The sequence below is a fragment of the Candidatus Thiosymbion oneisti genome, from assembly GCF_900092655.1.
In the GTDB taxonomy this organism is placed as follows: Bacteria; Pseudomonadota; Gammaproteobacteria; order Chromatiales; family Chromatiaceae; genus Thiosymbion; species Thiosymbion oneisti.
The window spans coordinates 1-12,996 of sequence record NZ_FLUY01000654.1; the positions used below are offsets into that span (position 1 = coordinate 1).

Sequence of the window (12,996 nt, forward strand, 5' to 3'; positions counted from 1 at the left end):
GACGCTCCAGCGTCGATTAAGCGCCTCGGTAGGCTAACCGCCAACGCCGATCAGCACAGAGGAGCTGCGTCCGCTGGGACGGACAAGATGGCGTTCCCACGCTGGAGCCTGGGAACGAGCGCGAAATTTGCAGATTTTATGCTCTAAAATCAGTATCTTAATTTTTAGACAGCCTCTTAGGCCCGCGCGACGATACCGATATAAGAAGCTGTCTGGTTAAAAGCAATCCTGAGTTGTTTGGCGCTGTTTGAGGGACCGGACGTGTTGCGTTACGACGCACAAAGGCGCGCTGGTCGACTGGGGTGCCGGTGCCCGCGTCTTAATGCAACCTACACCCCCATGATCTCCCGCGCTGCTGGCCCGCGTGGCCTCGCGTTAAGTGTAGGTTGGGTTAGGCGCACTGTTCGATCCCGAAGCCCAGTGACAGGACCGAACGCGCCGTAACCCAATACGCCGGACTGGTCCCGACGCAGGAGGGATCTCTTCCCACAACCAACGCCAAGTAATCCAGGACCACGCCTGGACCGGCACGGCGCCGAACGCGGCGTAACGCAACCCGACGCTGGGATCCGTTTTAACCAGGCAGCTTCTAAGATTGGCCCATGAGTCACGATCAAAATTTCAAGAACCTGATCCTGGATTATCCGCACCAGGCCTTGGCCTTTTTTGCGGCCGAAGAGGCCGCAGACCAACTCTCCGGCGCCGAGGTGCTACCGATACGCCAGGAACAACTCAAGGACCGGCTCGGCGATCGTTTCCGGGAGCTTGATGTTCCCCTGCTGGTCCGATGGCCCGATGGTCGGCGCGAGGCCCTGTTGTTCGTCCTCGAAGAAGAGAGCGACCCGCGGCGCTTCTCCATCCACCGGCTGGTCCACTACTGCCTGGACCTTGCAGAGCTGTACGAGACCGAGCGGGTGGTGCCGGTGGTAATCTTCCTGCGTGGACAAGCCCCCCGACGGGAACTGGCGCTCGGCACCGAGCGGCACGCCTATCTGCACTTCGACTTCATCACCTGTGAGTTGGGCGCCATCGCCTACGAACGCTTTCGCGACAGCGACAACATCGTCGCGCGGCTCAATCTGCCCAACATGCGCTATGCGCCGGGACATAAGGTCGACGCCTACGCCCGTGCCGTAAGGGGGTTGGTGGATCTCGAAGAGGATCCGGAGAAGCGGCTGAAATATATCGACTTTATCGACATCTACGCGGACCTGGACGACAATGAACGGGCCAGCTATGAGCGAGACTATCCCCAAGAGGCCGAGATCATGACGGGTTTTGCCGAACGGTTCATCGAGCAGGGCAGGCAACAAGGCAGGCTGGAAGGTCGCCAAGAAGGCAAGCTGGAGGGCAAGCAAGAAGGTCAAGCTGCGATCCTGCTGCGGCTACTGCAGCTGAAATTCGGGGTCGTGTCCAAGGCGGTGCGTCGAAAAATCGAGCATGCCGATCCGCAGACGCTACTGGTGTGGTCAGAGCGGGTATTGACCGCCTCCGGCATCGAGTAGGTCATCGGCGATTAAAGGATACCTTTCCGGAGGCATCGGAAATGTCAAAGCCAACACCACCGGACCGTCCCCAAACGGGCAAGACCATAGATACCGATCGCCTGGACCGGGTCGTCGTCGCCGCGCGTCGCGCTCGGGACGAGCGCGAGCAGGGCTATCGGGAGCAGGCGCTCAAACTCTATCCCTGGGTCTGCGGTCGCTGTGGCCGCACCTTCAACCACGCGAACCTGCGCGAGTTGACCGTCCATCACCGGGACCATAATCACGACAACAACCCCTCCGACGGAAGCAACTGGGAGCTGCTTTGTCTGTACTGCCACGATAACGAGCACCAACGCTACGAGGAGCACATCGCCGCTAGCAGTAAAGGCGCCGGACAGGAAGCAAGCAGCCACACCACCCACCGACCATTCGAGGGGTTGGAAGCGTTGCTGAAAAGCGGAAAATGACCGTGACCGTCACGAGATTTTCGGAGCCGCGGAAATAAAGCATTAGTCAGCCACGTGCGGTTTCTGCCTCGTTTCCATCCGCGTTTTCTCCATCTCTTTGTGAATAATAGAGTTTTCTAATATTATCTCGGCAGCCTTTTTATTACCAACAGCGTTCCAATGAGAATCACAAGTATGAAAAAATCTTCCCCAATCCTTCTCTGCTTCAAACATAAACGGCAGAAGATCGAGATACTCAAACCCGATTTCCTTAGAAAGTGCTTCTAACTCGATATGTAAAGGAGGTGGCGACGGATTATCCCGATATCTTAGAAAATCCCTGTAGACGGGTATCGTAAAAAGCACAACACTTTTTCCTGCATCACTTGCCAATCCAACTATTTTTTCAATCGAGAAACGCGCCCGCATAAATTGGTGCCTTTTATAATCATAATAATCGGAATAAACGGTATAAGTTCCTTTTTTACTGCTATCTTTATTCTCCTCGATCGCTCTTTTATACGATAACATCCCTTTTATATAAGAAAGGGTATTGTAGGTAAAAGTATATTCGCGTAAAAAAGATTTTATCTTACCCCAAAAATCCCGATTGATCACAGATTCCGGACTAGGACGATTCCCCAAATATGTAATTTTATAATCCGGATAATTCCCGACATAATAAGGTCGGTAACGATCACGAAAAGCTCGCTTTCCAATATCAATATCGTCATTGATAAAATCATTGTCCGGTAACATGCCGATTAGGACAACATCATGCTCAAAATCTATCGCTAATGTTTCGTAAAGCAGGGCCTCTTGGGTCAAGCCAAAGTGCCCTGACGTACCGAAATTCAAGTGTTCCATTCCCGTAGCTCTCTCTAATATATTAGACAGCCGTTTGTCGGCATCTAATCCATATCCTTCCACAAAGGAATCACCGATCACAACCGCCCGTGGTTCTTTCGAATTTTTTGTTCTTTCCTTATCCCTAGCTCCATATGAATTGGAGTAATACTTGACGGAAAAACATTGCCTTCTATGAATAAAGGAAGAATTCGGTTTGTGCCATATCCCGAAATGCTTGTCTAAATCAAAATGAAACCCTTCTCTATTTCCCCATGAATAAGTGGGGAATAGAGTTGGAATATTGCCGTATTTAGCTAAAAAATATAAGCCCAGCTCCAACAACACAAAACAAATGCAGAGTACGATCACCCACGGATAGACCCTTCTCAACACTGAATTCTCCCATTTGGTCTGTGGGGTTCCGGGCGTGATCAGGTAATGCTTGATGCGATTGCCTACCTGGTGGCAGACAGGTAGGAGCACCTGCCGGCCGGCAGGGATCCGATCGCAGGCAGACAGGAGCCGGGCAGGCGGCACTCGCCGGTAGCGCAGAAGCGATCGGTGAACGCCTGCCGTTACCTGTCTGGTGGCTTGTCCGATACACCAGGCAGATACCCAGCGACCGGAGGGACACCCCAAGCTGTATGGCGGCCCTTCATCCCGCGACCCATCAGTCCGTGAAGAACTGTTGCTCCATCTTCACGATAAAGGTCTCGCTGGTTCCCTCGGGTGTCACCTCAATGACGAAGTTGACCTTTTCCTGGTTCCGGATTGGAAACTCGCCGAGATAGTAAACCGCACCCTGCTCCTTGATCTCGCGCACGGAAAGAGGCGCGCTTTGGCCGGTCAAGGCCAGGGTCTTGACTTCGACACGACCCGGTACCGGCGTACCTGTGGTCCCCTCCTGCTCCTTGATCACGCTGACGTTCAGCATGCCCCGGTATTTGCTGCGCTGGATGCCGTAGGCCTTGGCTACCTCGGGTGTGAGGGTAGAGGTCGTAAAGGCATTGTAATGGACGGTGAAGTCGCCGACGGTCGTGCTGTTTTCGGCCACCGCGGAAAAGGGTGCCAATAGCATAACGGTCAGCAGCAAGGGGACATATTGAAGGCGTTTCACTTAAGATTCCTCGATTGTCTATTGAACGCATGGAGAGGCTACACGAATCGTGACTGGATGGGCGAGTTTTTTGCTCCGCTTTCAAAACGGATTTCCGGTCACCAGGTTCAACGGCGGAATCAACAGCATCTTCAGCAAAACCAGGCCGATCACTACCAGCACGGGCGAGAGGTCCAGTCCCCCGGTGGGCGGTAGCAGGCGGCGCGCCGGACGCATAATGGGCTCCGTCAAGCTGTCGAGCAGGCTTGTCAATGGATGCGAGTGATGCGGGTCCGGATTGAGCCAGCTCATGATGACTCGGACGATAATGATAAAAAGAAAGATGTCGATCATGAGATCGACCAGCTCGGGCAGCGCCCAGGCCGGTGCCCCCAGCGGATTGACCCCAGGATGCAAGATCAGGGCCACGATTCCCAACTCGAGGCCCTTGACCAGCCAGGCCAGCACCAGGGCCGCCAAGTCCAGGCCCGCGGAGCCGGGAATCAGCCGCCGGAGGGGACGCAGGGCCGGGGTCGTCACCTTGACCACGAATTGGGAAACCGGATTGTAGAAGTCCGCTCGTAGCCATTGCAGGAGGAACCGTAACAGGACTACCGCCGTGAACAGACCGAGCAGGGTCTGGATCAGGAACACGATCGGGTTGGTGAAATAGGCGCTGGTCATGGGGAATCCGTAAGCAGGCGCGATAGTTCTTCGGAACGCTCACACGCGGCGCTGACCGCCCGCGTAACCAGGGTTCGGATACCGCCGGCTTCCAGGATATCCAGGGCCCGCTCCGTGGTGCCACCGGGGGAGGTGACCCGCTCACGCAGTGCGTGGGGCGAGTCGTCGCTCTCCATCGCCATGCGGGCGGCACCCAGCGCAGTCTGGATCGTGAGCAGCCGGGCGTTCTCCGACTCCAAGCCGAGCCCTACGCCTACCTGCTCGAGGATCTCCATCAATAGGAAAAAGTAGGCGGGACCACTACCGGACAAGGCAGTGACCGCATCCATCTGGGTTTCCTGGTCCACCCATCGGGTCAGGCCACCGGCGCGCAGCACCGTCTCCGCCTGATTACGCTGCGCCGGTGAAGTCTCCGGCGTGGCATGCAGGACGATGGCGCCGGCCTGAATCATTGCCGGGGTGTTGGGCATGGCCCGTACCAGGGAGATACCGCCGCCGAGCCATTCCCGGATGCTTTGCTCGCGGATTCCGGCCATCACCGAGACGAACAGCGGCCGCGGTTGCCCCAGGGTCGGGGACAGCTCCCGGCACACCCGGCGGGCCAGTTGCGGCTTGACACTCAGGACCACGAGATCGGCGCCGTCCACCGCCTCGGCATTGTCCCCCGTGGTTCTCACACCGAAGCGGGCAGCCAATACATCGCGCTTGGACGCATCGGGATCACCCACCACCAGCCTCCGGGAATCGTACCCATCGGTCAGGAGACCGGCAATGAGGCTAGCAGCCATATTGCCGCCGCCGATAAAAGCGATCGTCTCTTTGAGCATAGGAACGAATCCAAATGTCGACCTGGTCTGGCGACGAATCATACGCTAAACGGCGTCGACGCGAAGGCACGGAGTCAGCGATCTTGAATGATTTGGCGTTGTCTGGAGGGAAAAGATCCCTCCTGCTATGGTGCCGGGGTAGCTGGAAGCGGTTATAATTTTTTACTCGCTGCGACTATCACCAGGACCGCGGCAACCCGGAGAGGTGCCGGAGCGGTTGAACGGGCTTGACTCGAAATCAAGTGAAGGCGTCAGCCTTCCGTGGGTTCGAATCCCACCCTCTCCGCCAATTAATCCAGATAACTATCTGAAAATAATTACGAAAAAGGAACAACCGCAGCGGGTGGAGACCGCATATGATCAAGATCCTTCTGGTCGACGATCACGAGCTGGTGCGAACAGGTATCCGCCATATCTTAAAGGAAGTTGGGGACATGGATGTCGTGGGCGAGGCGGCGGATGGGGATTCTGCCCTGAGGGTAGCGAGTAAAATCGCTCCGGACGTGGTTCTAATGGACATCAAGATGCCGGGGATGGGCGGTATCGAAGCGACCCGGCGTATGGTCCGCCTGGTTCCGAATACCAGGGTGATTGCGCTCACGATGCTCGACGATGACCCCTTCCCGGCGCGTCTCAACGAGGCCGGCGCGACGGGCTACCTCACCAAGGGTTGCCCCGCCAAGGAGATGATCGAGGCAGTGCGTGCGGTCAGTAGCGGTTTTCCGTATGTGTCCGCGAGCATTGCCCGTAAGCACATGCTGGCGGGCTGGCAAGGTGCTGCCTCGACCCCGTTTGAGGAGTTGTCTTCCCGCGAGATGCAGATCGCCATGCTGATCATCGACGGCCGGCGGACCATGGAGATCTCCAACAGCCTTTCCTTGAGCCCGAAAACGGTCAGCACCTACCGCCGGCGCGTTTATGAGAAGCTACAGGTGAAGACGGATGCGGAGCTGACGCGCCTGGCCTTTCGCCATGATCTGATCTAAGGAGAATTCCTGAGCGGTCCGTATCCTCCGGACGGGGTCCAACCGCGAGCCTGCGTCGTAAGCGTTGCAGCCTAGTTTCGGTTGGACCCGCGGGCATTTTTTGCCGGATGCCAATGGATAACCGATGGCGATATCCGATCCGCGCGGATCCTTAAAGCAGATTCCGCCGCGTCCGGGCGTCTACCGGATGCTGGACGAGTCGGGCACCGTCCTGTATGTCGGCAAGGCCAAAGACCTCAAGCGTCGGGTAGCAAGCTACTTTTCCCGCGCACTGAACCGGCGCCTCCAGGCGGTGGTCGCGCAGGTCGCGGACATCGAGTTCACCGTAACCCGCACCGAAGGCGAGGCCCTGCTGCTCGAGAGCAACCTCATCAAGTCCCTCCAGCCGCGTTACAACGTCTTGCTCAGGGACGACAAGAGCTATCCCTACATTCGGCTGACGGTCCGCGACGGGTTCCCAAGGTTGGCCTTCTACCGCGGCCCACGCAAAGGCGGCGACCGCTTCTTCGGACCCTACCCAAGCGCCTGGGCGGTACGCGAGACCATGCAGCTGCTGCAGAAGCTGTTTCCCGTCCGCCAATGTGAGGACAGCTTCTTCCGCAACCGCTCCCGGCCCTGTCTGCAGTATCAAATCAAGCGCTGTAGCGGCCCGTGCGTCGGCCTGGTGACCGCGGAAGACTACGCGGATGACGTGGACCACACCATCAAGTTTCTGGAAGGACGCACCGATGAGGTGGTAGAGGAGCTCGCGGAGCGCATGGAACAGGTGTCCGAGTCCCTGGCGTTCGAACGGGCGGCGGTGTTGCGCGACCAGATCGCGACCCTGCGCCGCATCCAGCAGCGCCAGTTCGTGAGTGGGAAGGGCGGGGACCTAGACCTGGTTGCCTGCGTGCAGGAGGGGGGGCTCGCCTGCGTCCAGGTCTTCTTTATCCGCTCCGGTCGCAACCTGGGCAACAAGACCTTCTTTCCCAAGACGCCGGAAGGGGTGGAGCGCTCCGCCGTGATTGCGGCCTTTCTCGCCCAGTTCTATGCCGATAAGGAGATCCCGCCGCAGATTCTGGTGAGTCCGGACCCGGAAGATAAAGACCTGCTGGAGAGCGCTTTCAGCGAGCGGTCCGGGCGGCGGGTGGCGCTCAAGGCACGGGTACGCTCGGAGCGGGCGCGGTGGCTGGAGATGGCGCGCGGCAACGCGACCTTGGCGCTCCGGTCTCGGCTCGGCAGCCAGGCCGGCTACACGCAACGCCTCGAGGCCCTGCGTGAGGCCTTGGCGCTCGAGGAACTACCGGAGCGCATGGAGTGCTTCGACGTCAGCCATACCGGAGGCGAGCGCGCCGTGGCCTCCTGCGTAGTGTTCGACCGGGAGGGGCCGTGCAAGTCGCACTACCGGCGCTTCAATATCGAAGGGGTTACACCGGGCGACGACTATGCCGCCATGCATCAGGCCCTGATCCGTCGCTACACCAGGATCAAACAGGGGGAGTATCCGCGTCCGGATCTGTTGTTCATCGATGGCGGGCGCGGTCAATTGGGCACTGTCCAGGAGGCCCTCCGGGAGTTGGCGGTCTCGGGCGTCACCCTGGTCGGCGTTGCCAAGGGCCCGGATCGCAGGCCCGGCACCGAACAGCTCTGGCCGGCCGGCCGGAGCACGGCCCTTATCCTCCCGGCGGACTCGCCGGCGATGCATCTGGTGCTACAGATCCGGGACGAAGCACACCGGTTCGCCGTTATCGGACACCGCCGGCGGCGCGCCAAGGCCCGTACCAGATCCGTTCTGGAGGAGATTCCCGGCCTGGGGCCCAAGCGTCGTCAGCGTCTGCTGCGTCAGCTCGGCGGTCTTCAAGGTCTGGCCCGGGCCGCGGTGGAGGACATCGCCCGAATCGAAGGTATCAGCCACGCCCTGGCACAACGGATCTACGGTGCCTTTCATCAGTCCCGCCCGGATACCTGAGTGCATTCAGCCGCCGGCGTGCGACCGGGCCTGAGAGGCTGTCTAAAAACTAACCCATTGATTTTAAGCCGGTAGGCTGGGTCGAGGGACGAGACCTAAGCAAACCAGGCTTGCTCGTAAACGCTGGGTTTCGTTCCTCAACCCAGCCTACTCCAGACTATGGCCTACGGCCTTTTTTTAGACAGCCTCTCACCCAGTACGGACCCGCCTGTCTCACCGGATCGGTTGACGGCATCTCAGTTTTCAACTCGGTGAATCTTGGCTCGGGATCTCAATCCAGCTGGAATACCGCCTTTACCTCGGGGGCCTCGACCAGCCTGCGGATACCCTCGGCGGCGGTCTCGACGGTGATGGCGCCGAGGGCATTGACATCATGGGTTCGGTGCCTGCCTTGTTGCCGCAGGATGGCATCGATCACCGGCAAGGTCCGTTCCGCGGTGGTGGTAAATCTCTAAATGGTGAAGGGCGATCCGGTTAGGCTATCGGCCACTCCACCAGTTAGGGATTTACCGCTACCCCCTACCACTTAATAATCTAACACTACCTGCTCTGGATTATCTTTATTTCCACCACCCGTATACAGTAGGGGCTGCCCAGAAAAATGGATGCCTTTTTATCTCACGAACATCTAATGCTGCACGCCTCAATGATTCCGCCGCCGAGTGGTGCTCAAAATACTCGTAGAATCTCATAAACAACGACGCAGTTGCTTCGTCGTCTACCGACCATTGAGTCAATATGTTAGTCTTCACACCTGCGTCCATTAGTCCACGAAGAAATCCGAAAGGTTCCCCTGCGATCTCTGGTTTTATAACTCCCGTTTGGCATGCTGACAAAACTATAAGGTCGACATGTCGCAAATCCATCTGCAAAAAATCTTTGGCTTTAATAATACCGTATTTCGCATCAGGATCATCAACGAAAATTTTCGATTCCATAGGAACTACAGGATCAAACACTGCATGCGCCACAAAGTGAGCTATATTTGCTCCGGACAAAGCCGCAATAATGTTCTCCCGTGTTGCTATACTTACTTTCTGACCCAAGGGGTTTCTGAGTTCCGATACTGAATCACGATCCAAAAGCACTTGTGTTCTGGCATCGCCCAATAGATCAGCTACGTGCTCTATTTCAATAGAACCATGCTGTAGAGGATTGAATTTTAATTGTGTTACTTCTCTTGTTGAAGTCTTAAGCACAAAAGAGGGTGTGTTAGTCTTTTCCACATCGACTCCACTAAAAACTCCAACCAACAGTGCCCGATTATTTACTCCGCGTCTTCTGGCTTCTTTCTCCTTCCCCTCCATCAGCATTCTGGCAGACGGAACGACCGCCACAGCGAGACTCTCATATAAGGGCCGCAAACGCGGTCGACCCAATGCCGTCAGGACTGCATCGATCAGTCCGTGGTCTGATCTCAAAAGTGCACCCCAAGGTAATCCAGAGAGCACTTTGCCCGGCGATACAGCTATAGTTCGAATGTTTTTCTGCAGAGCCAACGGTCGAATTAATTCGTCATATAATGTTTCGAGGGTACGACGGAGACGCAATGGAACTCGGTTTGTTGAAATATACGCCTTTGATTCCGGATTCGATAAGTCCATATAATACCAGATCGTAGAAATCAACTGGTTGATGTCCTCCTCTGTAACATCTAGAGCCATCAACCGGGTATGTTCTCGCTGAACAACAATAACAAAAGATTCCTCCTTCCCTATCGAATACTGAATAAATGCTTCGTGCAGGTCCAAATAATCTCTAACTTCATCTATGATCGAGGTACCCTTAATCACCACAGGAAACCGAGATTCATAGAAATCCCGAAAAACCTGCAACCTCCAATTTTCCACGGCGTCGAATATTCGATCCGCTCCGACCCCCGTTTGTCTAAGTAATCTAAAATGCTGCTCCGCGATATCGGATGCCTCCGCTATGAAGCTCAACTTGAATGTCTCATTGCCCACACGCTGACGACCTTCGAGTATTGCGCTGAACGCCATTTCGGAGAGAGGTAATGCACTCTCCATATCTCCCATTGTTTCGTCGATTCGGGCCATCTCCGATAATGCAGCAACATGGCTATGGCCCCGAGATTTTTCTGCAATAGAGGCTGCCGCTGCAAAGCATCGTCTGGCTTCCACAGGACGTCCGCTCAGCTCGAGGGCCCTGCCGTATGCCAAGAAAAATGTGGGCCCATCAGTTTCCCATCCTTCCTCCCTGACAGCCGACAAACTCGTATCCAATAGGGCTATCGCAACGGCAGGGTTCCCCAGTTCAAGTGCCAGCTCGGAACCCTTCACCAAGAGAGAGGCAATGTGCCCTGAGTACGAAAAATCGCGTGCATCGCGCATAGTGCGACTCAACCAGTCTATCGCTTCAACAAAATTCCCCAACCGAAAGCTCAATAGAGCGAGCTTGCTTATTTCCTTCGTGTGAACGCCAGTTCCCTCGGATGACCAGATCGCTTCGTTTAGCGCCCGTCTTGATGCGCCATAAGCGGCTTCGAAGTCACCGACATACATCAAGAAACGCGACAGATTGCCTTCCCGAACCGCTTCTTGGGCCGGCTCACTCTCATGCCATTTTTCTATTGCTTGATAGGCGGAATCATAGTTTCCTAGTGGCAAGGCATTTATCACTACTCTATTGTAAAAATTGCCCCGTACCTCTTCCATCGATGCAAGGATTTTCTGCAAAATGGGATCTTCCGCCAAGCGCAATCCTTTATCATACTGTCTCATCATATGAAGAATGAGCATTCGCTCTATCTGAGCAGCCGCATACACCATATCCGCTACCTCCGACCCCTGAGACTGCGAATAAGCGCCCGTTAAACGGTCCAGGATTTTCAGTGCTTGCTCATAGTAACCCTCTGTCATCAAGTAATCTACTTGATCAAATAGAGTTCCTAGCGCGGGCATATCTTCTCGATCCAAACCATTACGCAACGTATCGGCTAGTAGCGCATTAAGTTCTTCAGATTGTATACTCTGATACATCTCCATAGACACGCCAAAAAAGCCGCGAAAATGCCTAATCGCCTCATCGGTTCCTCCATTGATATTACCAACTATTCTATATGCGGTAGACTGCTCATCCCAGTCTAATAGGTACGCTGTGCGTGGGAAAGGACATGCCATGCAGTCTTGGTAACGCCTGTCCCCACGGCTATCTGCTACTACAATTTCTAGATTGCTATCGTCATCGAGCTGCAAGAAATGAACGGACCCATGGTACAAGGCTGAGGCTATGGTCGTGATCGATCCTAATTGGGGCATAAAAGTCTGAGTGGTAAGAAAACCTCCTGAGCCGGCTCGCTCTGAGAAGACCAATATTTCTTCCCCCGCATCTCCTTGCTTCGGGATCAGGCGAACATTAACCCATCCCAGCCGAGGGAAACCGAAAAGCTGAGGGTCTGAAGTATCTTTCTGTGCAACGAAGATTAATGTTGATTCACTGATCAAGGAACGTCTAGAGATACGAAACACCAACACTAGACCATCATCAATAGGCAACGCGTAATCTAGGCGTAGGCGTTCTCTTACCAGGCGTGAACGGTCTAGGGTAGTGGTTTGGTCTGGATCTCCCTCGATTAGCCCGGCATTCAATGCAATATCGCCAAAAGAAATTTGTTCGGGGATACCAATGTCGTAGATTTGATCTACCGATATCTGTTGAGATTGTTGTGCAAATTCCAGCAGGCGCTCTAGCGACTCTGCCTGATGAGCCGTGGTATGAAGTGGCTCGACTTGATGCGTTCGTGGAAAATCAAGCGTTTTATACTGAGATGGGGTAGTTGTGTGTCTCAGCAACGCGAGCAACACGGGTTCACGTGGAAGATCCACGAGTCGAACGCGCGATGAAAGCTCTCTGCTTTCCCCAGGCGTACCATTCAACGACAGCTCATTCCCTGAAGCTGTCAAAGAAGCATCATTATCCTCAGAAGTTATAGCATCACTATAGTTCGGCAGTTCGTCGTATGAGCCAACCGAGGCCGGGGGAATACCAATTAGATCGATTAGACGCTCGGCTGGAGGAGACGCTTTGGAATATATGCTGTCGGTACTAATAGACTTCCGTACTTCATCTCGAATAATATCGATTGCTTTCTCCGCCTTGACAAGCAGCCTAGTACCACGTTTGGTCACGGAATCGCGTACAGGGGCCAATAACTCAATCGTGCACCATGGGAGATCAATAGCAAGATATTCGGATGCGAGATCTTCACGAATATCAATGTTTAATCGAAGACCTTGGAAGAATGGTAATAAATCGCGCAGAATGAAATAAGGATCGGCGTACTCCAATTGTCGTCTTAGCCCCGCAAGGCGTAACATCACTCGAATATGATCTTCGTTGAAAGAATCGGGTTTCTCTTTCTCAACGAGACGCCCATCATACTTCCGCAATGAATCTAGTAGGGACGGCGACAGGTCATCGCGAGTTGTTTTGCTCGATATGCTTTCGAACCTGGAGAATAACGCATATCTAATTTCAGCCCATGGGTTATCCGTAGTCTCCGCGAGGCATGGAAGTGCCAGAAGGAGAAGCATCAGGGAAAAAGCGAAGGGAGATCGGTGCTTCATGTGCGTATATAGGGCACCTTGCAAAATTGCCTGCGTGGTGAGCTAAGCGAGGGTAAAATCACGCCAGTCCAAAATGAATGCTCATCG

Annotated in this window: 10 protein-coding genes and 1 tRNA gene; 5 read left to right on the forward strand and 6 right to left on the reverse strand. The window is 55.0% G+C overall.

Annotation, left to right across the window (positions count from 1 at the left end):
- The first annotated feature begins 602 nt into the window (after positions 1-602).
- Together BQ17_RS07045 and BQ17_RS07050 are read left to right on the forward strand one after the other, a co-directional pair.
- Positions 603-1,505, forward strand: coding sequence for an RpnC/YadD family protein (locus BQ17_RS07045; protein WP_089725605.1), 903 nt, complete (start codon positions 603-605; stop codon positions 1,503-1,505).
- A 41-nt stretch (positions 1,506-1,546) separates the two neighbouring features.
- Positions 1,547-1,954, forward strand: a complete 408-nt coding sequence (locus BQ17_RS07050; protein ID WP_089725607.1) for a YajD family HNH nuclease — start codon at positions 1,547-1,549, stop codon at positions 1,952-1,954.
- A gap of 42 nt (positions 1,955-1,996) precedes the next feature.
- Here BQ17_RS07050 and BQ17_RS07055 read toward each other — a convergent pair whose 3' ends face one another.
- From BQ17_RS07055 to proC, 4 genes are all read right to left on the reverse strand, one after another.
- A complete protein-coding gene (locus tag BQ17_RS07055; protein ID WP_141699146.1) occupies positions 1,997-3,127 on the reverse strand; it encodes an alginate O-acetyltransferase AlgX-related protein in 1,131 nt (376 codons plus the stop codon).
- Positions 3,128-3,452: 325 nt separating this feature from the next.
- A complete protein-coding gene (locus tag BQ17_RS07060; RefSeq protein ID WP_218068148.1) occupies positions 3,453-3,899 on the reverse strand; it encodes a DUF4426 domain-containing protein in 447 nt (148 codons plus the stop codon).
- Between the two features lie 81 nt (positions 3,900-3,980).
- A complete protein-coding gene (locus BQ17_RS07065; protein WP_089725611.1) occupies positions 3,981-4,562 on the reverse strand; it encodes a YggT family protein in 582 nt (193 codons plus the stop codon).
- Positions 4,559-5,389: a pyrroline-5-carboxylate reductase gene (gene proC / locus BQ17_RS07070; RefSeq protein WP_089725613.1), complete on the reverse strand. Its 831-nt coding sequence runs from the start codon at positions 5,387-5,389 to the stop codon at positions 4,559-4,561. Before proC ends, BQ17_RS07065 begins: the two co-directional genes overlap by 4 nt.
- Before the next feature lie 199 nt (positions 5,390-5,588).
- On the opposite strand from proC, the gene BQ17_RS07075 reads away from it, so the two are divergent.
- The 3 genes from BQ17_RS07075 (at position 5,589) to uvrC (ending at position 8,323) form a co-directional block, all read left to right on the forward strand.
- Positions 5,589-5,678: transfer RNA gene (locus BQ17_RS07075), tRNA-Ser, on the forward strand.
- 67 nt (positions 5,679-5,745) lie between these two features.
- On the forward strand, positions 5,746-6,375 hold the full coding sequence (locus BQ17_RS07080; protein ID WP_089725615.1) for a response regulator: 630 nt from the start codon (positions 5,746-5,748) through the stop codon (positions 6,373-6,375).
- 124 nt (positions 6,376-6,499) lie between these two features.
- Positions 6,500-8,323, forward strand: coding sequence for an excinuclease ABC subunit UvrC (gene uvrC / locus BQ17_RS07085; RefSeq protein ID WP_089725616.1), 1,824 nt, complete (start codon positions 6,500-6,502; stop codon positions 8,321-8,323).
- A gap of 271 nt (positions 8,324-8,594) precedes the next feature.
- On the opposite strand, the gene BQ17_RS21595 is transcribed toward uvrC, so the two are convergent.
- A complete protein-coding gene (locus BQ17_RS21595; RefSeq protein WP_176722333.1) occupies positions 8,595-8,747 on the reverse strand; it encodes a hypothetical protein in 153 nt (50 codons plus the stop codon).
- Positions 8,748-8,883: 136 nt separating this feature from the next.
- Complete coding sequence (locus BQ17_RS07090) at positions 8,884-12,732, reverse strand: CHAT domain-containing protein (protein ID WP_176722334.1); 3,849 nt, start codon at positions 12,730-12,732, stop codon at positions 8,884-8,886.
- Between the last annotated feature and the right edge of the window lie 264 nt (positions 12,733-12,996).